Annotated in this window: 16 protein-coding genes; 7 read left to right on the top strand and 9 right to left on the bottom strand. The window is 71.6% G+C overall.

Annotated elements, in window-relative coordinates:
• Positions 1-75 precede the first annotated feature (75 nt).
• Both ACLBYB_RS19825 and ACLBYB_RS19820 read right to left on the bottom strand, forming a co-directional pair.
• The gene (locus tag ACLBYB_RS19825) at positions 76-1,662 is read right to left on the bottom strand and encodes an ABC transporter substrate-binding protein (RefSeq protein ID WP_447699754.1); all 1,587 of its coding nucleotides are present in this window, start codon (positions 1,660-1,662) and stop codon (positions 76-78) included.
• A gap of 479 nt (positions 1,663-2,141) precedes the next feature.
• Positions 2,142-3,419: a polyhydroxyalkanoate depolymerase gene (locus tag ACLBYB_RS19820; RefSeq protein WP_020093984.1), complete on the bottom strand. Its 1,278-nt coding sequence runs from the start codon at positions 3,417-3,419 to the stop codon at positions 2,142-2,144.
• A gap of 282 nt (positions 3,420-3,701) precedes the next feature.
• On the opposite strand from ACLBYB_RS19820, the gene ACLBYB_RS19815 reads away from it, so the two are divergent.
• The 5 genes from ACLBYB_RS19815 to purQ all read left to right on the top strand — a co-directional run bounded on the left by ACLBYB_RS19815 (position 3,702) and on the right by purQ (position 7,189).
• Complete coding sequence (locus ACLBYB_RS19815; protein WP_447699753.1) at positions 3,702-5,093, top strand: ActS/PrrB/RegB family redox-sensitive histidine kinase; 1,392 nt, start codon at positions 3,702-3,704, stop codon at positions 5,091-5,093.
• A gap of 46 nt (positions 5,094-5,139) precedes the next feature.
• Positions 5,140-5,739 (top strand): ActR/PrrA/RegA family redox response regulator transcription factor, encoded by a 600-nt coding sequence (locus tag ACLBYB_RS19810; RefSeq protein WP_012321283.1) that lies wholly within the window; start codon positions 5,140-5,142, stop codon positions 5,737-5,739.
• A gap of 114 nt (positions 5,740-5,853) precedes the next feature.
• The gene (locus ACLBYB_RS19805) at positions 5,854-6,093 is read left to right on the top strand and encodes a hypothetical protein (RefSeq protein WP_012321282.1); all 240 of its coding nucleotides are present in this window, start codon (positions 5,854-5,856) and stop codon (positions 6,091-6,093) included.
• 176 nt (positions 6,094-6,269) lie between these two features.
• Positions 6,270-6,509 carry a phosphoribosylformylglycinamidine synthase subunit PurS gene (gene purS / locus ACLBYB_RS19800; RefSeq protein WP_020093986.1) on the top strand — a complete coding sequence of 80 codons (240 nt, stop codon included), beginning with the start codon at positions 6,270-6,272 and terminating at the stop codon, positions 6,507-6,509.
• Complete coding sequence (gene purQ, locus ACLBYB_RS19795; RefSeq protein WP_447699752.1) at positions 6,509-7,189, top strand: phosphoribosylformylglycinamidine synthase subunit PurQ; 681 nt, start codon at positions 6,509-6,511, stop codon at positions 7,187-7,189. The genes purS and purQ overlap by 1 nt, the downstream gene beginning before the upstream one ends.
• Positions 7,190-7,636: 447 nt before the next feature.
• Here purQ and ACLBYB_RS19790 read toward each other — a convergent pair whose 3' ends face one another.
• The 5 genes from ACLBYB_RS19790 to ACLBYB_RS19770 form a co-directional block, all read right to left on the bottom strand.
• Positions 7,637-10,072 (bottom strand): penicillin-binding protein 1A, encoded by a 2,436-nt coding sequence (locus ACLBYB_RS19790; RefSeq protein WP_103985566.1) that lies wholly within the window; start codon positions 10,070-10,072, stop codon positions 7,637-7,639.
• A 170-nt stretch (positions 10,073-10,242) separates the two neighbouring features.
• A complete protein-coding gene (locus ACLBYB_RS19785; protein ID WP_447699751.1) occupies positions 10,243-11,502 on the bottom strand; it encodes an N-acetylmuramoyl-L-alanine amidase in 1,260 nt (419 codons plus the stop codon).
• Positions 11,503-11,638: 136 nt separating this feature from the next.
• The gene (locus ACLBYB_RS19780) at positions 11,639-12,091 is read right to left on the bottom strand and encodes a hypothetical protein (RefSeq protein ID WP_447699750.1); all 453 of its coding nucleotides are present in this window, start codon (positions 12,089-12,091) and stop codon (positions 11,639-11,641) included.
• A gap of 397 nt (positions 12,092-12,488) precedes the next feature.
• Positions 12,489-12,845 carry a phasin gene (locus ACLBYB_RS19775; protein ID WP_026605054.1) on the bottom strand — a complete coding sequence of 119 codons (357 nt, stop codon included), beginning with the start codon at positions 12,843-12,845 and terminating at the stop codon, positions 12,489-12,491.
• A 330-nt stretch (positions 12,846-13,175) separates the two neighbouring features.
• Entirely contained in the window at positions 13,176-14,447 is a 1,272-nt protein-coding gene (locus ACLBYB_RS19770; RefSeq protein WP_447699749.1) for a glycosyltransferase, read from the bottom strand.
• A gap of 124 nt (positions 14,448-14,571) precedes the next feature.
• On the opposite strand from ACLBYB_RS19770, the gene ACLBYB_RS19765 reads away from it, so the two are divergent.
• Both ACLBYB_RS19765 and ACLBYB_RS19760 read left to right on the top strand, forming a co-directional pair.
• On the top strand, positions 14,572-15,837 hold the full coding sequence (locus ACLBYB_RS19765; RefSeq protein WP_447699748.1) for a glycosyltransferase family 4 protein: 1,266 nt from the start codon (positions 14,572-14,574) through the stop codon (positions 15,835-15,837).
• A 211-nt stretch (positions 15,838-16,048) separates the two neighbouring features.
• Complete coding sequence (locus ACLBYB_RS19760) at positions 16,049-16,225, top strand: hypothetical protein (RefSeq protein ID WP_165923182.1); 177 nt, start codon at positions 16,049-16,051, stop codon at positions 16,223-16,225.
• Between the two features lie 21 nt (positions 16,226-16,246).
• Here ACLBYB_RS19760 and ACLBYB_RS19755 read toward each other — a convergent pair whose 3' ends face one another.
• Positions 16,247-18,766 carry a putative bifunctional diguanylate cyclase/phosphodiesterase gene (locus ACLBYB_RS19755; protein WP_447699747.1) on the bottom strand — a complete coding sequence of 840 codons (2,520 nt, stop codon included), beginning with the start codon at positions 18,764-18,766 and terminating at the stop codon, positions 16,247-16,249.
• Positions 18,767-18,860: 94 nt separating this feature from the next.
• The gene (locus tag ACLBYB_RS19750) at positions 18,861-20,543 is read right to left on the bottom strand and encodes an acyl-CoA dehydrogenase family protein (protein WP_100252510.1); all 1,683 of its coding nucleotides are present in this window, start codon (positions 20,541-20,543) and stop codon (positions 18,861-18,863) included.
• Positions 20,544-20,685: the final 142 nt, after the last annotated feature.

Below are 20,685 nucleotides of genomic sequence, written 5' to 3'. Positions count from 1 at the left end.
GCGGTATCCGAAGCCGGGAGCCCGCCCGAGAGACCGGGCGGGTCGGGCAACCCGACGTGGCGAGAGCGGGCGCCATCACGCCTTCGACACGCCCCAGGTGAAGGGGATCGGCCCCTTCACGATGCCCGAGACGTTCTTGCGCCACGCCTGGTAGCCGAGGAAGAACCCGGTGGGCACGTAGACCACGCCCTCGCAGGCGGCGGCGTTGACCTTGTCGATGGCGGCCTTCTCGGCGGCCGGGTCGGCGGCGTCGAACCACTCGGCGATGGCGGTCTCCACCGGCGGGATGTTCGGCCAGCCGAACCACGCCTTGTCGCCACTCGCCCGCACCGCCGGGTAGCCCGCCGGATTGATGCAGTCGGCGCCCGCGTGCCAGGTGTGGAACATGTTCCAGCCGCCCTGAGACGGCGGCGCCTTGGAGGCCCGGCGGGTGCCGGTGGTGCCCCAATCGGTGGCGACGAAGTCGACGTTGAAGCCCATCTTCTTCAGGAGGTCGGCGGTGATGTCGCCCTGCGCCTTGGTGATCCCCTGGTCCTGGGCCACGATGCAGACCACCGGCTCGCCCTTGTAGCCGGCTTCCTTGAGCAGCTTCTGGCCGAGCTTGATGTCGCCCTTGCCGACATTGCCGCCGCCCGCCTCGCTGTAGAGGGGCGTCCCCGGCGTGAAGAAGCCCGGCAGCGTCTTCCACAGGCTGTCGTCGTCGCCGACGATCGCCCGCATGTAATCCTCCTGGCTCATCGCGGTCATGACCGCCTGGCGGATCTTCGGATTGTCGAAGGGCGGGTGCAGGTGGTTCATCCGGAACGACCCGACATTGCCGAGCGGGTCGGCGATGTCGACGTTGAGGTTGCTGTTCTTGCGCAGCAGCGGCACGAGGTCGGAGATCGGGTTCTCCCACCAGTCGACCTCGCCGTTCTGCAGGGCCGCCGAAGCGGTGGCGGCGTCCGGCATGATCACCCACTCGACACGGTCGACCAGCATGCGCTTGCCGCCCGCGAGCCAGGAATTCGGCTCGTCGCGGGGCTTGTAGTCGGTGAAGGTCTCGAACACCGCCCGGGCACCCGGCACCCACTCGTTGCGGACGAACTTCATCGGGCCCGAGCCGACATACTCGGTGATCTGCGTGAACGGGTCGGTCTTGGCGATCCGCTCCGGCATCATCAGCGCCATCGGCGCGTTGGTCTTGCCGAGCGCGTAGAGCAGCTTCGGGAACGGCTTCTTCAGGCGCCACTGGAAGGTCCTGTCGTTGGTCGCCGCGAGGTCGTCCTGGATGCCGCGGATCATCAGGCCGATCGGGTCGCGGGCCATCCAGCGGGTGAGGCTCGCCACCACGTCCTTGGCGAGAACCGGCTCGCCGTCGTGCCACTTCAGGCCGGGGCGCAGCCGGAAGGTCCAGGTGAGCTTGTCGCCCGAGACCTCCTCGGACTCGACCATCTGGCGCTGCGGCTTCAGCTGCGCGTCGACGCCGTAGAGCATGTCCCAGACGAGGGTGCCGGCGTTGCGCACCACGTACTGGGTCCCCCAGATCGGGTCGAAATTCGCGAGGTTCGCCTGCGGCACGAAGCGCAGGACCTTGCCCCCCTGCGCTAGGGCCGGCCGCGCGAGCTGCGGCGCAGCCAAACCGAGCGCAGCCGAACCCTTGAGAAAGGTCCTGCGGTCCATCGTCTTCTCCCTGGCGGTGCGGATCTCAAGCATCGGTCGCCGGCCCGCACCTTGCGGGCGAGTTTGAACGGTTCTGATGCGCGGGCGCAATGGCCCGTGGTGACAACGACGTCCGGGCGCGCGTCCGCATCGCCGCCGGCCTCGGGGCGACGGCGGCATGGAGAGGGGCTGTGTCGGTGCGGCTCGAACTCACGGGCCGCGTCTCGCAAGGCCCGCGCCAGCCCGGCCGGCACTGCGTTATGTATTCATGATCGCGGAGCGCGCGGCGTCTCGGTCGACATGTCCCGCACCGTCATCGCGAGCGCAGCGATGACGGCTATGCCGACTTCATCGATCGGAAACGGGATCGCACAGCGTTTCGCAGCTTGGGATCGAGCGTGAGGCCGGAGATCCCCTCGCCCTTCGGCCTGCGCTGTGTGAGTCCGCGAGCCCCCCGCGGAGGAGGGCCAGCCGGGGCGGCGGGCACCGGAATGGACGCCTCAGCCCACCTGCCGCAGGTGGCCGCCCCGCGCGCCCGGAACCGCCTGCATGGCGCGGATGAAGGCCGCGATGCGGGGGGCGATCACCGACCGGTAGCGCGAGCCGTTGAACACCCCGTAATGGCCGACGCCGGCCTGGAGGTGGTAGGCCTTGCGCGCTTCCGGAAGGTTCGGCGTCAGGTCGAGGGCCGCCTTGGTCTGGCCGACGCCGGAGATGTCGTCGTTCTCGCCCTCGACCGCCAGGATCGCGCAGCGGCGGATGGCGCCGAGATCGACCGGCGTGCCGCGGTGCGTCATCTGTCCCGTCGGCAGGGCGTGGTCGACGAACACGGTCTGCACGGTCTGGAGGTAGTACTCGGCCGTCAGGTCCATCACGGCGAGGTACTCGTCGTAGAACTCGCGGTGCTTCTCGGCCGAGTCGCCGTCGCCCGTCACCAGATGGTCGAACATGTCCGAATGGGCGGTGACGTGGCGGTCGAGGTTCATCGCCATGAAGCCCGACAGCTGCAGGAAGCCCGGATAGACCCGGCGCCACGCGCCCGGGTAGATCGGCGGCACGAGGCTGATCGTGTTCTGCTCGAACCACTTCTGGCCGCGCTCCTGCGCGAGGCAGTTCACCGCGGTGGGCGAGCGGCGGGTGTCGATCGGGCCGCCCATCAGGGTCATGGAGGTCGGCACCGCCGGCTCGTCGGCCGCCTCCATCAGCGCCACCGCGGCGAAGACCGGCACCGCCGGCTGGCACACCGCCATGACGTGCAGGTCCGGCCCGAGGACCGCGAACATCTCCTGCAGGTAGTCGATGTAGTCGTCGAGATCGAACTGGCCCGCGAAGAGCGGCACCATCCGGGCGTCGGTCCAGTCGGTGATGAACACGCGATGGTTCGGCAGCATCGCCTCGACGGTGCCGCGCAGCAGCGTGGCGTAGTGCCCCGACATCGGCGCGACGATCAGCAGCTTGGGCTGCGGCTCCGCGGGGGCCGCCGGGAACGCGCGGTCGAAGGCGATCAGGCGGCAGAACGGCCGCTCCCAGACCACCCGCTCGGTGACCGGGACCGCCGCGCCGTCCACCACCGTCTCGGTGAAGCCGAAGGCGGGCTTGCCGTACTGGCGGGTGACGCGCTCGAACATCTCGCAGCCGGCGCTGACCGCGCGGGCATAGGGTCCGTAGGCCAGGGGATTGCCCGGCATCTGCAGCCCGTAGCGGGTGAGGTCGGCGGCGACGCGGGCGGGTGCCATCAGGGCGCGCGCGCCCTCGTACAGGGAATAGGCCAGCAGCATCGTCACCTCGCGGTCTCGCTCCGGCCGCGGGCATCGAGCCGCGCGGCCCATACCCCCTGCAACCCGAGTCGGTAGGATAATGCTCCACCCTGAACGCGGGCGGAACATCCCGGAGCTGCGGCGACTTGCCTGTGACCACGTCCGCGGGCGATCGTCCGCCAGCGACGACGTGTCCGGGGCGGTGAGCCGGGATTCCCATCGCCGCGTCATGCGAAGGGAGTCCACGGGACGCCGCGCCGGCGGGTCCGTCCGGCGACGCACCGATACAGCCCATTACAGCCCATGCCCGATACCGATCTCAGCGGCCTCGGTCGCGACGCGCGACACCTGCGGCTCGACACCTTCGTCCGCCTGCGCTGGCTCGCCATCACGGGCCAGAGCGCGGCGGTCGTCGGGGCGCAGTTCGGCCTCGGCCTGCCGCTGCCGTTCGGCTGGTGCTTCCTAGTGATCGCCACCTCGTCTTGGCTGAACCTCGCCCTGCGGATCCGCTTCCCGGCGAGCTACCGGCTCAGCGACGATTCCGCGGCCCTGCTTCTCGCCTTCGACATCGTGCAACTCGCGGCCCTGCTGTTCCTCACGGGCGGGCTCCAGAACCCGTTCTCGCTGCTGTTCCTCGCGCCCGTGCTGATCTCCGCCACCGCCCTGCCCCCCGAGCGGACCCTGGCGCTGGGCCTCCTAGCGGTGGGCCTCGCGACGCTGCTCGCCCTGGTGCACCGGCCCCTGCCCTGGTTCGCGGACGGGCGGATCGAGCTGCCGTTCCTGTACGTCTCCGGCGTCTGGACCGCGATCCTGCTCGGCACCGCCTTCACGGGCGTCTACGCGTGGCGGGTCGCCGAGGAGACCCGGCTCCTCGCCCAGGCGCTCGCCGCCACCGAGCTGGTGCTCGCCCGCGAGCAGCACCTGTCGCAGCTCGACGGGCTCGCGGCCGCGGCTGCCCACGAATTGGGCACGCCGCTGGGCACGATCATGGTGGTGACCAAGGAGCTGATCCGCCAGCTCGGCCCCACCGCCTCGCCGGCGGTGGCGGAGGATCTCAACCTGCTGCGCGAGCAGGTCGACCGCTGCCGCGGCATCCTCGGCAAGCTGACCTCCCTCGACGGGGACGGGGCCGGGGCCGGCTTCCTGGAGACGGTGACGTTCAGCCACCTCGTGGAGGAGCTGGTGGCGCCGCAGCGGGCACTCGGCGCTGCCCTCGCCGTCACCAGCGCCGGCGAGGGGCCGGAGCCGGCGTGCCGGCGCAACCCGGGCGTCATGTTCGGGCTCGCCAACATCCTCGACAACTCCGTCGACTTCGCCGAGGCCGGCGTCACCGTCGAGGGGCGCTGGACGCCCGACCGGGTCTGGATCGAGATCCGCGACGACGGCCCGGGCTTCTCCAGCGAGGTGCTGCTGCGGGCGGGCGAGCCCTACGTGACCACCCGCAGCCACGACCGGCCGCAATCCGGTGGGACCGTGGGGGCCGGCCTCGGCCTCGGGCTGTTCATCGCCAAGACCCTGATCGAGCGCTCGGGAGCGCAGCTCGCCCTGATGAACGTCGCGGCGCCGGACGCCCACGGGGCGATCGTGCGCGTCTCCTGGGCCCGGCACATCTTCGAGCGCGGCGCCGCGCCGCGACATTCTCCGGAACTCAGTATCCGCGCCCCCCTGCCACCGGGCGATGCCGTACCTATATGAGGGACAGACCAAGAACCCGACGACGAAAACCCGAAAGGAGTGCCGGATGCTCACGCAGCCCGGGACCTCGGCGGCGACCGACCCCGCCGTGATCAACGATGCCGATCCGCTGGCCGCCTTCTCCGACCGCAGCCTGCTGATCGTCGACGACGACAAGCCCTTCCAGACCCGCCTCGCGCGCGCCATGGAGAGCCGCGGCTACCACGTGCAGGTGGCCGACAGCGTCGCGGACGGCGTCTCCGCCGTCGAGGCGCGCGCGCCCGCCTTCGCGGTGATCGACATGCGCCTCGGCGACGGCAACGGCCTCGACGTGATCGCCCGCCTCAAGGAGCGCCGGCCCGAGGCCCGCGGCGTGATCCTCACCGGCTACGGCAACATCGCCACCGCGGTCACCGCGGTGAAGCTCGGCGCCTTCGACTACCTCGCCAAGCCCGCCGACGCCGACGAGATCCACGGCACGCTGATGGCGCAGCCGGGCGAGCGGGCCGACCCGCCCGAGAACCCGATGTCGGCCGACCGGGTCCGCTGGGAGCACATCCAGCGCGTCTACGAACTGTGCAGCCGCAACGTCAGCGAGACCGCCCGGCGCCTCAACATGCACCGGCGGACCCTGCAGCGGATCCTGGCCAAGCGCGCGCCGCGCTGAGGCCGGACCGCTCCGGCGCCGTCCGGTCGGTTGCATCGCCCCACCTCTGTGGGCTAGCTGCGCGGGTCCCGGACGGTTCGTCCGGGGCCCGAAATCTTTTCGAGGGCGGATCTCGTGAACGGGCGCAACGCCATCACCATCATCAGCATGATGGTCCTCGTCGGCACCGAGGTGTTCGCCGTGGCCATCGCGGCGGGCTGGGCCATCGCGGGCATCTTCGATCTCGGCGACCGGGTCGGGCACGTCCTGATGGGGCTGTTCAGCCTGTTCGCGGCCTGGATCATGCTCCAGCTCTGGCGCCGGGCGACCAGCATCGAGCCCCTGCGGGGCCCGGCGCCGGCGGCGCATCGCTGAACGAGCGCCTGCGGACGGCTTCTTCGTTCAAGTTGCATCCAGCGGCGGAATGATCCCTATGCGTGCGGCGTGTTCGACAGTGCGCCGGCCTTCCTGTTAGAAGCGACCGGCGCCGGTCTGTGTGACGTTGTCGCAGGTCACACCCCCGTCCTGACACGCGTGAGACCCGTAGATCCATGAAAGCCCGTATCATCGTCACCCTGAAGACCGGTGTGCTGGACCCGCAGGGCAAGGCGATCGAGGCCGCCCTCAGGTCCCTCGGCATCGAGGGCGTCGACGGCGTCCGGCAGGGCAAGGTCTTCGACATCGAGGTGTCGGCGGCCGACGGCGCCGCCGCCGAGGCGACGCTGCGCACGGCCTGCGAGAAGCTCCTGGCCAACACCGTCGTCGAGAACTACGCGATCGAGATCCTCTGATGCGCGCCGCGGTCGTCGTCTTCCCGGGTTCCAACCGCGAGTCGGACGTCGTCCGGGCCCTGCGGCGCTCCGGCGCGCAGGTGAGCCTCGTCTGGCACGCGGACCACGCGCTCCCCGCCGGCACCGACCTCGCCGTCCTGCCCGGCGGCTTCTCGTACGGCGACTACCTGCGCTGCGGCGCCATCGCCGGCCGGGCCGCCGCCATGGACGCGGTCCGGGCCCACGCGGCCCGCGGCGGCCTCGTGCTCGGCATCTGCAACGGCTTCCAGATCCTGTGCGAATCGGGCCTGCTGCCCGGCGTGCTGATGCGCAACATCGACCGGCGCTTCATCTGCCACCGGCAGACGCTCCGGGTGGAGCGCACCGATACCCGCTTTACCAGCGCCTACACGCAGGGCCAGGTGATCAACGTCTGCGTCGCCCACGGCGAAGGCAACTACTTCGCCGATCCCGAGACGCTTGCGCGGATCGAGGGCGAGGGCCGGGTCGCCTTCCGCTACTGCGACGCGACCGGCGCGATCACCGTCGAGGCGAACCGCAACGGCTCCCTCAACGCCATCGCAGGCGTCCTGTCGGAGACCGGGAACGTCCTCGGGATGATGCCGCACCCGGAGAACTTCGTCGAGGATCTGGTCGGCGGGACCGACGGGCGCGGGCTTTTCGACAGTCTGGCGGCCTGAGATCGACGCGCGAAAACGCGTCTTAACTTCGCATTAAGGTTTTCGAGGCATAAACAGGCATCCAGTGATCTGGATGTCGAGTTGGACATGTTGGTCCGCTCTGTTTTGATGCCTCCCTGATGACTCCTCGAGCCGCTCCCTCCGGGGCGGCTTTTTTCTGTGCGCCTGCGGAGCGCGACGCGGGTCGGTGCCGAGGGGCGGGTCTCGCCCGAGAACGGCCCGCGCGGACATGGCCGCCCCGCCATCCGGCCCTTCGGACAAAGCTGCGCGCTCCCGGACGGCGTCGGTCACGGTCGCGGGCCGCTCGACCCGGCGATGCCCCGTCCGTCGCACCGTCGCCCCGGATCCGTACGCGAAAGCCCAGGCCGGAGGACCCGACCTGGGTTAATAGCGATCTTGGCCGGAAGCCCTCTCGGCAGAGAGGGAGTTGGGCGGGGGCGAGCCGCCTCAGTACAGCCCGCCGGCCTGCGCGGCCCGGTCGGGATCGGGCGCGACCGCCGCCGGGGCGGCCGCCTGGCCGCCACCGCCGCCGGAGGACGGCGCCGAGTAGGAATCCGGCGGCGCGGTGCCCGGCTTGAACGCCTCCAGGATCGTCCCGGCGCCCTCCCCCGAGCCGGCGCGGGTGCCGCTCGCGAGGTTGATGCGGATCAGCTTGATCCCCGGGGGCACACGGAACGGCGTCGGCGGCTTGTCCTTGAGGGCCGTCTTCAGGAACTCCAGGGCGATCGGCGCCGCCAGGCCGCCGCCGGTGGCGCGGTCGCCGAGCGAGCGGGGCTTGTCGAAGCCGATATAGATGCCGACCGCCAGGTCCGGCGAGAAGCCCACGAACCACGCGTCCTTGGCGTCGTTCGTCGTGCCGGTCTTGCCGGCGAGCGGCTTGCCGATCTGCTTCAGGATCGTGGCGGTGCCGCGCTGGACCACGCCCTCCATGATCGAGACCATCTGGTAGGCGGTTAGCGGGTCGAGCACCTGCTCGGAATCGTCCACCAGCTTCGGCTCGTCCTGGCCCGACCACTTCTCGGCGTCGCAACCGATGCATTTTCGGTTGTCGTGCCGGTAGATCGTCTCGCCGATGCGGTCCTGGATCCGGTCGATCAGGGTCGGCCGGATGCGCCGGCCGCCGTTGGCCAGCATCGAGTAGGCGGTGACCATGCGCATGACCGTGGTCTCGCCCGCGCCGAGCGACATGGGCAGCACCGGCAGCATGTCGTCGTAGACGCCGAAGCGGCGGGCGTACTCGGCGATGAGCGGCATGCCGACATCCTTGGCGAGCCGGACCGTCATCAGGTTCTTCGAGTGCTCGATGCCGTAGCGCAGGGTGTGCGGGCCGCCCGACTTGCCGTCGTAGTTCGAGGGCGTCCAGGCCTCCTGGCCGGGGCCGGCCTCGATGGTGATCGGGGTGTCCTGGATGATCGAGGCGGGGGTGTAGCCGTTGTCCAGCGCCGCCGAGTAGACGATCGGCTTGAACGAGGAGCCGGGCTGGCGCATCGCCTGGGTGGCGCGGTTGAACTCGGATTCGTCGTACGAGAAGCCGCCGACCATCGCGTGGACGCGGCCCGTATTCGGGTCCATGGCCACGATGGCGCCGGAGACCTCGGGCTTCTGGCGCAGGCGGAACTGCCCGCGGCCGCCGTCCATCGCCTCGACGTAGACCATGTCGCCGGCCTGGAGGTTGGCGCGGCCGGCCCAGCGCATGCCCTCGGGGGTGATCACGCCGGTCTCGCGGTCCTTGCCGACCTGGCCGGAGGCCTCGCGCCGGGGCTGCAGGCCGATCTGCACGCCGCCGCCGCCGTTGCCCAGCACCACGGCGAGCCGCCAGGGCGCCACGTCGCCGAGCGCCGGAACTTCGGCCGCCGCCATGCCCCAGTCGCGCCCGGTCAGGTCGACCTTGGTGACCGGACCGCGCCAGCCATGGGCCTGGTCGTAGCGCACGAGGCCGTCGACCAGCGCCTTGCGGGCCCAGGCCTGCATCTTCGGGTCGAGGGTCGTGCGCACCGAGAGGCCGCCCTCGTAGAGCTTCTTCTCGCCGTAGCGCTCGGAGATCTCGCGGCGGACCTCCTCGGTGAAGTAGTTGGCGTTGGCGGCGTTCGGGAAGGCGACGCGCGGGTTGACGCCGAGCGGCATCTTCTTGGCGGACTCCGCCTCCTCCCGGGTGATGTAGCCGTTCTCCGCCATCAGGCGGATGATCTCGTTGCGGCGGTCGAGGGCCGCCTGGGTCTTGCGGTAGGGGTGGTAGTTGTTCGGACCCTTCGGCAGGGCGGCGAGGTAGGCCGCCTCGTTGATGGTCAGCTCGTGGACCGACTTGCCGAAATAGTCGAGCGCGGCGGCCGCGACGCCGTGCAGGTTGCGGCCCGGCACGATCGTGCCGAGGAAGATCTCGTTGAGGTAGAGCTCGAGGATCTTGTCCTTCGAGTAGGCCGCCTCGATGCGGAGCGCCAGCAGCGCCTCCTTGATCTTGCGGTCGTAGGTCTGCTCTGAGGAGAGCAGGAAGTTCTTGGCGACCTGCTGGGTGATGGTCGAGGCGCCCTGCCGCTTGCCCGACTTGGCGTTGGTCAGGAAGGCGCGCACGATCCCCTCGGGGTCGATGCCGCCGTGCTTGTAGAAGTTCTTGTCCTCGGCCGACAGGAAGGCCGCCACGACGATCTTCGGCATCGCCTGGATCGGCAGGTACAGCCGGCGCTCGCGGGCGTACTCGGCCAGCAGCGAGCCGTCCGCCGCGTGGACGCGGGTCATCACCGGCGGCTCGTAATTGGATAGCGCGGCGTGGTCGGGCAGGTCCTGGCTGTACTTCCAGTAGAAGTAACCGCCCACCGCCGCGCCGACCACGAACAGCACCGCGGCGGCGCTGAACAGGATCCCAAAGAAACGGAGGATCAGACGCATCCGGTGTTCCGCTCGTCGCTGGCCCGGCCGAATGCCGGAATCGGCTCATCCGGCGCGTGCACCCCGCGCGCTGCGCGGCCGGCCCCCGGACGGTCCCGTGAGACCCCCTCGGAATGCCGGTTTCGGCGGCCGTGCGACGGGGCGTCGGACGTCCCGTATCGACACTCTATCTATGGTGAAACTGGGGCGGCGGCGGCCGCGCGGCGCGTCGGGGCCGGCCGGCCGAGCGTGGCGCGGTTGGTGAAGAACTGGTCGATCGCCTTGGCCATGGAGCCGGTGACGTCGGCCCGCCACTCCGGCGATTGCAGCATCTCCAGGTCGCGCTTGCTGGAGAGGTAGCCGAGTTCCACGAGCACGCTCGGCACGTCGGGGGAGCGCAGCACCACGAAGCGCGCCTCGCGGTGGGGCTTGGCGCTCATCTTCATCACGGGGGCGAGCTGGCCCATCAGCGTGCGGGCGAAGCCCGACGAGAAGCCCCGCGTCTCGCGCAGGGTCAGCTCCTGCAGGATGTCGGCGATGTCCGGCGGCGCCTCGGCGGCGTCGACGCCCGCGGCGGAATCCGCCCGGTTCTCGCGCTCGGCGAGCTTGGCGGATTCGGCGTCCGTGGCCTTCTCGGAATTGGTGTAGATCGTGGCGCCGCTCACCTGGGGGGCCGCCGAGATCGAGTCCGCGTGGATCGACACGAACAGGTCGGCTCTGGCGTCGCGGGCGAGGCGCACCCGCTCGGCCAGCGGCACGAAAACGTCGCGGTCGCGGGTCATCCGGACCCGGTAGCGGCCGCCCGCCTCCAGCTTCGCCACGAGGGCCTGGGCGAAGCCGAACACGATGTCCTTCTCGAACACGCCGCCCACCGCGATGGCGCCGGGATCGGTGCCGCCGTGGCCGGCATCGACCATGATCAGCGGCCGCTGGTCGGCGGGCTCCGGCGGCGCGGCGCGGGCCTGGGCGGGGGCGGGATCGGCGGTGGCGGCGGCCTTGCGGAACGCGTCGCGGTCGGCGCGCTGCAGCGGGATCGTGAGCAGCACCGCGCCGTCGCGCGGCCGCGTCGCGGTCTCGATCTTCCCGACGATGGCGGGCGCGGTGAGGTCGATCACGATGCGGGACCGCCCGGGCGCGAACAGGCCGTAGCGGAAGCTCTGCACGAGGCCGTCGCGGCGGCTGCCGGTCCCGGAATCGAGCTGGAAGTTGACCTCGGGCAGGTCGATCACCGCCCGGTCGGGCCGCTCCATCACGAAGCCGCGGGCCTCGACGGCCCGGGACAGCGTCAGGGTGAGGCGCGTGGTGCCGGCCTGGCTCGCGACGTCGGCCCCGATGGCGACGGCCGGCTTCTCGCCGTTCTGCGCGGCAGCCGGCATCCCCGCCAGCGCCGGCAGGAGCGCGACGGCGAGGCGGAGCCATGCGGAACGGATCAGGCGCGCGCAGTTCGGCATCGGTCCGGTGTCGTCTCCCGTGCCCTCCGTTAAGGCATGGGACCGGCTTGGTTAACGGGCCGTTGCCGCCGCGGGTTCGATCGGGCCGGCCTTGTGGCCGGGATGCGACAAGTCCCGGCCGCCCGCGCGCAGCGCCTCAGCGGTACGCGACGACCCGGCTCGCCTGCCCGACCACCGTGACCCAGCAGGTCAGGGACGCGTCGGCGGCCCGCTGGACCTCGCCGACCTGCAGGCGGATGACGTCGGCCGGCGAGCGGGCACCCGAGAGCGCCCGCAGATGCGCGACGGCCGCCTCGCCCTCGCCGCGCACGTAGCGGGCGATGATCGAGCCGATCTCGACGACGTCGAGGCGGTCGGGGGTGAAGCTGATTCGGTTCGCGGCCGCGGCGAGTCCCAGACCCGCGCCCGGCACCGGCGGGGGGGCGATGTCGATCACCGCCCCGGTTCCGGACTCGGCTTCGGACCGGGCTTCGAACTCGGCTTCGGACGTCGTCGTAGCGGCTGTGGCCACCGGGTCGGACGGGACGTCCACCGCGCCGTCGGGCGCGGTCTCGGCTTCGGACGCCCCACCGGGTGCCGCGGCGGTCATGACCGCGTCCTCCGTCTCGGCGCCGGTCCGGACGGCCTCGGCGGAGTGGTCAGGCGATTGGTCAGGCGCTGTTGCGGGTGCTTGAGCGGGTTCATCCGCCGCGATCGGGACGTTCGCGGCCGGGATCTCGGGGTTGGCCGACGCGTCCTGCAACGGCTGGGGCGTCCCGGCGGGACGGCTCCTCGGTCGACGCGGCTTTCCCATCGCGCGATCTCCTCCTGTCGGCGTCGGCCCATCCCGACGGAACGGCGGCCGGAGGTCGTGCGCGGCCGGCTCGCCGGCGGTGTCGGCGCCGGGCCCGTGACGCCCGGGCGTCAGAGCGGGGGATCCGGCGGGCCTGGACGGCCCTGCCGGATCCCGGTCTTCGTGCCCCGATCGCGGACCGGGGCGGCCGGCCTCAGCGGGCGGCGGCGTTCTGCGCCAGGGTGCCGTAATCCTTGGCCTGGGCCTGGAGGGCGGCGAACTGGCTGCGGACGAACTCGGACTGGAGCTCGAACGCCTCGCGGAGATCCTTCGTGCGCACCAGCTTCTGGGCGAAGTCGAAGGTCGCGTTGGCGTTGGCCTGCGCGTGATCGAACCCCTTCGCGACCGCGGCGCTGAGGGTCGACTGGAAGGTCTGGCCCGAGGCCTGGACCTGCTCGGCGGCCTTCACGGCGTTCGCCATCATGGTGCCGACGGCGGTCCGGGCCTGATCGACGCTCTTGTCGGCGAAGTCGCGCATCTCGGTCGGGATCTCGAAGTTCGGGGTCTGCATCGATGTCTCCAGCATCATCCTTGGAGCGGGACGCCGCATGCGTCCGCATTGACGCCCCTCTATATGTTGCACTGCAACAAGAAGTCAAGTGCAGGTTCGGGGCGCACTCACGGATCCGGAGGCCCGATAAAGTTCCGATCCGATGATGTCACGAAGTCATCGGCACGGTGCCGCTGCCCGATAGCAGGTTGCGAGCAAGCTACACCATTGACTCAGTCGGCTATGATTGCTGATCCCAGCGGAAACCCGATTGGCAAAAAACTATCTCCCTGTCCAGATGGGCGCGAACGGATCGTGAATTCTTCTGGTATACCAAGCGCATCGGAGGAGTCAGGACCGTTGATCCAGGGCGAGCCGGGACGGATGCTGCATCGCACCGGCCGCCGATTCGGCCAGGCCGGCATAGAGTGCGCGGAGCGACGCCGTGTGCGCCGCCAGACCCATCGGGGCCACCCGGAAGAGGCGGCGCGCCTCGGCCCCGAGGGCGGCCGCCAGGGCGTCGTTCCGGAGCGCAGCGAACGCCTCGGCGAGGGGCGCGATCTCCGGCGCGACCACGAAGCCGGTCCGGCCGTGCCGGACCTTCTCGGCGGCGCCGGAGCGGTCGGAAGCGACGACCGGGATGCCGGCCGCCAGCGCCTCGTAGACCGTTAGCGGCCCGGTCTCGTACCAGCGGGAGGGCGCGGCGAGCGCCCGGGCGCGGGTCCGGAGCGTCGCCCAGACCGCCTCGGGCCGCTGCCAGCCGATCACCTCCACGCCGTCCCGGGCGCGCAGCTCCGCCTCCAGCGGCCCGGCGCCGATGAACAGGGCCGGGAGCCCGGCGGCGCGGGCGGCGTCGGCCACGAGGTCGGCGCCCTTCTCCCGGGTGAGGCGCCCCACATAGGCGATAGCGTCGCCACGGGCGGGCTCGGCCGCCGGCCCCTCCGGGAGCCGGACGGGATTGTCGATCCTGTGATGCGTCAGGGCGTAGCGGCCGAGGAGGGCGCCGAGCCGCTGGCGGCTGGCGTCGCAGACATGGACGACGTGGAGCGGGCGGCGCCGGCTGGCCCGGCCGACGACCTGACGCAGCGCCGCGGCGCGGGCGACGCGCACGGCCTTATGCACCCGGCTGCGCGGGTCGCAGGGCGCCGCCAGGCAGGCGGCCGACAGGGGCGCGAGCCCGCAGGGCTCGGCCCGGTCGAAGCGGTAGTAGACGCCGTTCGGGCAGACCAGGGCGTAGTCGTGCAGCGTGACGACCAGCGGCACCCCGGTCTCCGACAGGACCGGGACGATCGCCGGCGACAGGGTCCGGGTCCACTGGTGCAGGTGGATGCAGTCCGGCGGCACCGCGAGGCCGGCGAGGGCGGCGGCGAGCCGGCGGGCGGCGGCCGCGTGCCAGATCCCGGCGGCCGCGGCCCGCGCGGCGCCGAGCGACCAGATGTCGGGCAGACCGAGGTCGATCCGGCGGATGCCGGCATGGTCGAGGAGCGGGTCGACGGGACCCGGGATCGCCTGGATGTAGGTGACGCCGAGGCCGGCCTCGGCGAGCCCGCGGGCCGATTCGAGCGCGACCTTCTCGGCGCCGCCGCTGGCGGCCGCGAACTCGGCCAGGATCACGACGTGCACGGTGAACCCTCCCGGGGATCGATCGCTCTCGCGCGCCGGGAGGATGGGGCAGACCGGTTTACGGGCGATCAACCGCGGCCGGATACAGCTGTCGGTCCCGGATCGCAGCGGCGGAAGTCCTGACGTGCACGTCGTCCTCGTCGCAGACCACGCCGCGATCAACGGCGGCCAGGCCAAGGTCGCCATCGAATCCGCCCTGGGGCTCGCCGCCCGGGGGGTCCGCGTCAGCCTGTTCGCCGCGGTCGGCCCGGTGGACCCGCGGCTCGAGCCGGCCGGCGTCCGGGTGGTCTGCCTGGACCAGGACGACGTCACCACGGCGCGCAGCAAGCTCGCCTTCGCGGCCCAGGCGATCTGGAACGGGCCGGCCTGCCGCGCCCTGGCGGCGGAACTCGCCGCCTGCGATCCCCGCGACACGCTGGTCCACGTCCACGCCTTCGCCAAGGCGCTGTCGCCGTCGATCGGCACCGCGCTCCGGGCCTCGGGGCTGCCCTGCCTCTACACGATGCACGAGTTCTTCCTCGTCTGCCCGACCGGCGGCTTCTACGCCTACCCGGCGCAGCGGATCTGCCACCGCACCCCGATGTCGCCCGCCTGCATCGTGGCGAACTGCGACGCGCGCAGCTACCCGCGCAAGGTGGCCCGGATGGTCCGCCATGCCGGGCTCGCCCACGTGGCCCGGCTGCCGGAGCTGTTCGCCCACGTCATCACGATCAGCGACCTGCAGGAGAGCGTCGTGCGGCCACTCCTGCCCCGCGGCACCGCCTTCCACCGGGTCGACAACCCCATCGCGGTGGCGCCGGCGCCGGTCCACGACGGGCCGCCGGGCGACTTCCTGTTCGTCGGGCGGATCTCCACCGAGAAGGGCGCGCCGATCTTCGCCGAGGCGGCCCGCCGGGCGGGCGTGCGGGCGGCCTTCGTGGGCGACGGCCCCGAGCGGGCCGAGCTCGCGGCGCGCTATCCCGAGGCGGTGATGCTCGGCTGGCGCGACGCCGCGGCCGTGCAGGCGCTGATGCGGCGGGCCCGGGCGCTGGTCTTCCCGAGCGTCTGGTACGAGGGCCAGCCGCTCACCGTCTACGAGGCGCTCGCCTGCGGCGCGCCGGTGATCGTGAGCGACGCCTGCGCGGGTCGCGAGGCCGTGGCCGACGGCGAGACCGGATTCTGGTTCCGCTCGGGCGACCCGGACGACCTCGCCGCGCACCTGCGCCGCCTGACCGACGACGGCCTCGCCGCCCGGATGGGCCGGGCCGCGCACGAGCGCTACTGGGCCGCCCCCCTGACCCTGGATGCCCATCTCGACCGTCTCGAGGCCGTCTACGGGACGGTCCTGCGCGAGGCCGCGGCCCGCGCGCCGGCCCGCGGCCCGCTCGGGCGGCCGCTGGCGACCGCCTGACGGAGATTCCGGTGCGCACGTCCTCGCGAGCGCGGCGGAGCAATCCAGGGCAGCGGGTCGCCTCGGCACGCGGCGCGGTTCTGCGTCGCTCCGCTGCGCGCGCGATGACGGGGCGCACCGATCAGGCCCGAAAGATCGGAAACACCCGCCCTCCCTCGCGTTGATGCCCACCGGCACCCTTGCGTGCCTCCGTCACGGACGAGCGAGCGACATGGCCGAGACCCACAAGCCGAACGAGACCAAGCCGGGCTTCCAGCAGGGCAGCGCCAAGCCGGGCGACGCCAAGAACCCCGACAACAAGCAGGAGAAGCTGAACGAGCGCCTGGACGACGCCCTAGAGGAGACCTTCCCGTCGAGCGACCCGGTCTCGGTGAAGGTCACCAAGTAGGTCCCGCGCGGGCCGGGCGGATCAGGCCGCCCGGTCGTCCGGGACCGCCGCCCGCGCGCGCTCGATCAGGCGGCGGGCCTCGGGGCCCGGGACCGCGCGGCTGAACAGGAAGCCCTGAACCTCGTCGTAGCCCTCGGCGCGGAGCATCGCGAGCTGCTCGGCGGTCTCGACGCCCTCGGCGGTGGTGGCGATGCCGAGGCTGGTGCCCAGGCTCGCCACCGCGCGCACGATCGCCGTGCAGTGGGTGTTCTCGCCGACCTGGCTCACGAAGGAGCGGTCGAGCTTGATCTTGTCGAACGGGAAGCTGCGCAGGTAGCCGAGGCTGGAATAGCCGGTGCCGAAATCGTCCATCGCGATCCGGATGCCCATGGCCCGCAGCGCGTGCAGCGTCGCGAGGTTGGCGGCGCTGTCGGCGAGCAGGACCGATTCGGTGATCTCCAGCTCGAGGCGCCGCGGGTCAACCCCCGCGGCGGCGAGCGCCCCACGCACGGTCTCGACCAGGTCGCGGTTGCGGAACTGGATCGGGGAGAGGTTCACGGCGAGCCGGATCGCCTCCGGCCAGGTCGCCGCCTCGGCGAAGGCGGTCTGCATCACCCAGGCGCCGATCGGCACGATCAGGCCGGTCTCCTCGGCGAGCGGCACGAACTCGGCCGGAGAGACCGAGCCGTGCTCCGGGTGGTGCCAGCGCAGCAGCGCCTCGAAGGCGAGGATCCGACCGGCGCGGGCATCCATCAGCGGCTGGTAGACCAGCGAGAACTGGCCGCGAGCGAAAGCCTCGCGCAGCTCGTTCTCGCGCCGCCGCCGCGCCTGCACCCAGGCATCCATCTCCGGCTCGAAGCACCGGAAGGTGCCGCCGCCCTCGGCCTTCGCCCGGTAGAGGGCGAGGTCGGCGTTCTTCATCAGCGTCTCGGGATCAGTGCCGTCCCGGGGCAGACAGGCGACGCCGATGCTGGTGCCGATGTGGCAATCCTGGCCGTCCAGCCGGAAGGGGCGGCCGAGCTCGGCGATCACCCGCGCGACCAGCCCGTCGGCCAGCGCCGGGAGGTCCGGCCCGCGCACCAGGATGGCGAACTCGTCGCCGCCGAGCCGGGCCACGAGGTCGTCCTCGCGCAGGCAGCCGGCGATCCGCTCGGCCGCCTCGCGCAGCAGCGCGTCGCCGACCGGGTGGCCCAGCGTGTCGTTGACGATCTTGAACTTGTCGAGGTCGAGGCAGAGCAGCACCGCCGCCTCGCCGTCCCGGGCGTGGCGGGCGATCGCCTCGGCGAGGCGGTCCCGGAACAGCACGCGGTTCGGCAGCCCGGTGAGCGCGTCGTGGTGGGCCATGTGGGCGATGCGGGCCTCGGCCCGGCGCCGCTCGGTCATGTCGATGGCGGCCTCGAGCACGGCCTGCCGCCCCTCGAACGGCATCGCCCGCTGGAACAGGGACACCTCGATCGCGGAGCCGTCGGCGCGACGGTGGAGGGTGCCGGTGGGCGGCAGGCCGGGTGCCGGCGCCGCGTCGGCGGCCATGGCGAGATCGGCCGGCGCCCGCTCCAGGAACTGCTCGCGGCTGTAGCCGTAATGGGCGACGGCCGCGTCGTTGACCGCCAGGAACCGGTCGCGCGCGTCGGCCACGACCCACATCGGCACCGGGTTGTTCTCGAACAGGAGCCGGAACGAGGCCTCTCGGGCCTTGATGTCGCCGACATCCGTCATCGTGACCGAGACGAGATCGCCGACGCAGCCCGCCTCGACCTTGAGGTAGAGCGTGCCGCCGTCGGAGCGGGGACGGCTCAGCTCGAAGGCCGCGCGCCCGCCCCGCTCGACCATGGCGGCGAGCGTCGCGATCGTCCGCGCGGTGACGGCCCCCGGGAAGAGCTGGCCCACGCGCTGCCACTGCAGGGCGGCGGCGGGGCGCTCCAGCAGGCGCTCGGCCCCGCGGTTGAGGGCGACGATCTTGAAATCGACCGGCCGGCCGGCCGCGTCCCGGACCGTGCTGAGGGCCAGGATGCCCTGGTCGGTGGCGGTGAACATCGCCTGGACCAGCTCGGTCCGGACGCTCGCCCCGTCGAACCCGACCAGCACGAACGGCTCGCCCCAGCGGTTGCCCAGGGGCACGCCGACGAGGCGGGTCGACGTCACCACCCCGACGGCGAGGCGATCGCACCGGGCGTAGGCGGGCTGGCCGGACGTGAGGGCGGCCGCGACCATCTCGTCGACGGGCTCGCGCAGCTCGATCGGGAGCGCGTCGACTGGGAGGGTCTCCGTCGGGATGATCTCGGCCGGGACGATCCCGGACAACGCGCCCTCCGCGCCTTCGGCACCCTGCGCGAGCCAGGCGCCGAAGACCTGGCCCGCCCAGAGGATCCGGGCGGCCCGCCCGTCGCGGGTCGTCACCAGGGCGGCCCGGTCGGCGAGGCGGCCGAGGCTCCCGAGCACGACGGCCTCGTAGGACGGGATCGGCGCCCCCGGCGTCCGGCAATCCTGCCAGTGCCGGAGGAGGTTCTTGCCCGTCTGTCCGTCGTCGTGCTGCGCGCTCACCGAGCCGCCCCAGTTGTTCACCAGGTGCCAGGAAGCAGGGACTTCGTTTAAGCCGGGTTCATATGCCGACTTATAATCCCATGATACGTACTATTCCCAAGCTCTAGCCAGGATTTCAGGCAGACTCGAGCAGCCGGCGGGCGATCACCTGCGCCTGGATCTCCGCAGCGCCCTCGAAGATCGAGAGGATGCGCGCGTCGCACAGGATCCGGCTCACCGGGTACTCGAGCGCGAAGCCGTTGCCGCCGTGGATCTGGAGGGCGTTGTCGGCCGCCGCCCAGGCGACGCGGGCGCCGAGCAGCTTCGCCATCCCGGCCTCTAGGTCGCAGCGCTTGCCCTCGTCTTTCTCGCGGGCCGAGAAGTAGGTGAGCTGGCGGGCGATGTTGATCTCCACCGCCATCATGGCGAGCTTGTCGGCCACCCGCGGGAAGTTCACCAGCGCCTTACCGAACTGGACCCGCTCCTCGGCGTAGCGCAGGCCGACGTCGAGGGCCGACTGGGCGACGCCGATGGCGCGGGCCGCGGTCTGGATGCGGGCCGACTCGAAGGTCTGCATCAGCTGGGCGAAGCCCTTGCCCTCGACCTCGCCGAGCAGGTTGCCGCCCGGCACCTCGAAGCCCTCGAAGGCGAGCTCGTACTCCTTCATGCCGCGGTAGCCGAGCACCTCGATCTCGCCGCCCGACAGGCCCTGGACCGGGAAGGGATCCTCATCCGTGCCGCGGGGCTTCTCGGCGATCAGCATGGAGAGGCCCTTGTGGCCCTTCTCCTCGGGTTTGGTGCGCACCAGCACCGTCATGATGTCGGCGCGGACCGGGTGGGTGATCCAGGTCTTGTTGCCGGTGATCTTCCAGACGTCGCCCTCCTTCACCGCGCGGGTGCGCAGGCTCGCGAGGTCGGAACCGGTGTTCGGCTCGGTGAAGACAGCGGTGGGCAGGATGTCGCCGGAGGCGATCTTCGGCAGGAAGCGCTGCTTCTGCTCCTCGGTGCCGCCGCACAGGATCAGCTCCGCGGCGATCTCCGAGCGGGTGCCCAGCGAGCCGACGCCGATATAGGCGCGGGACAGCTCCTCCGAGACCACGCACATGGCGGTCTTCGGCAGGCCCATGCCGCCGTACTCCTCGGGGATCGTCAAGCCGAAGACGCCGAGTTCGGCCATCTTCTGCACGATCTCCATCGGGATGTAGGCGTTCTTCAGGTGCCACTCGTGCGCCTGATCGACCACCTCGGCCTTGCCGAAGCGGCGCATCTCGGAGCGGATTGCCTCCATGTCCTCGTCGAGGCCCGAGGCGCCGACGGTCGCCGAGCCGCCGCCGTCGCGCATCAGCGCCACCAGGGCGGCGCGGTTCTCGGGGGTGTTGCCCTCGGCGATCAGAGTCTCGACCGCGTCCGTGCGGTACGGGGCCACCTCCTTGGCGGAGAGACCGAGCGACCCGGTGACGCGGACCATCTCGCCCTGGCTCATCGGGATGCCGGAGAACAGCTGGTCGAGATACTCGCCGGCGCCGATCCGGACGAGGAGCGCCTCGGTCTCGCCGAACCGGCCCTCCCCTTGCAGGCGCTCGGCGTAGCCGCCGAGCTCGTTCACCGCCTCCGCGTAGGTCGCGAGCCACGCGAGCCCGTGGGCGGCGTGCTGCTGGCCCTCGAGCTTGGCCGCGTCGATCCGCCCGTCCGTCCCGAGGATCCGCGTGCGGACCCGGCGCGTGGCCTCGGCGGCCAGCGCCTTCGCGCTTTCACCGGCGGCCTTGGTGAGGGCCACGAGATCCTGCGGCTCGGTCTGGATGGCGGGGGATGCGGACATGGTTCTCTGCTCGCGTGGCGTCTTCTTGGATCGGGTCTTTTAACCTGCCGCGGTCCGGAGCCGAAGCAGATTTCGTTTGTCTCGCCTTGAACTGAAGTTGAATACCGGGGCTGGCGGGCCGGCGCGCAGCCCTGCGAAGTCA

Source organism: Methylobacterium sp. D54C (assembly GCF_053345595.1).
Note: the sequence above shows the minus strand (reverse complement) of the source record. Positions and strands in the feature narration are given on the sequence as shown.

Excerpts from the sequence above, each read along its gene's own strand:
- ACLBYB_RS19825 (WP_447699754.1), bottom strand. The coding sequence starts at position 1,662 with ATGGACCGCAGGACCTTTCTCAAGGGTTCGGCTGCGCTCGGTTTGGCT.
- ACLBYB_RS19820 (WP_020093984.1), bottom strand. The coding sequence starts at position 3,419 with ATGCTGCTGGCCTATTCCCTGTACGAGGGCGCGCGCGCCCTGATGGCA.
- ACLBYB_RS19815 (WP_447699753.1), top strand. The coding sequence starts at position 3,702 with ATGCCCGATACCGATCTCAGCGGCCTCGGTCGCGACGCGCGACACCTG.
- ACLBYB_RS19810 (WP_012321283.1), top strand. The coding sequence starts at position 5,140 with ATGCTCACGCAGCCCGGGACCTCGGCGGCGACCGACCCCGCCGTGATC.
- purS (WP_020093986.1), top strand. The coding sequence starts at position 6,270 with ATGAAAGCCCGTATCATCGTCACCCTGAAGACCGGTGTGCTGGACCCG.
- purQ (WP_447699752.1), top strand. The coding sequence starts at position 6,509 with ATGCGCGCCGCGGTCGTCGTCTTCCCGGGTTCCAACCGCGAGTCGGAC.
- ACLBYB_RS19790 (WP_103985566.1), bottom strand. The coding sequence starts at position 10,072 with ATGCGTCTGATCCTCCGTTTCTTTGGGATCCTGTTCAGCGCCGCCGCG.
- ACLBYB_RS19785 (WP_447699751.1), bottom strand. The coding sequence starts at position 11,502 with ATGCCGAACTGCGCGCGCCTGATCCGTTCCGCATGGCTCCGCCTCGCC.
- ACLBYB_RS19780 (WP_447699750.1), bottom strand. The coding sequence starts at position 12,091 with ATGACCGCCGCGGCACCCGGTGGGGCGTCCGAAGCCGAGACCGCGCCC.
- ACLBYB_RS19775 (WP_026605054.1), bottom strand. The coding sequence starts at position 12,845 with ATGCAGACCCCGAACTTCGAGATCCCGACCGAGATGCGCGACTTCGCC.
- ACLBYB_RS19760 (WP_165923182.1), top strand. The coding sequence starts at position 16,049 with ATGGCCGAGACCCACAAGCCGAACGAGACCAAGCCGGGCTTCCAGCAG.
- ACLBYB_RS19750 (WP_100252510.1), bottom strand. The coding sequence starts at position 20,543 with ATGTCCGCATCCCCCGCCATCCAGACCGAGCCGCAGGATCTCGTGGCC.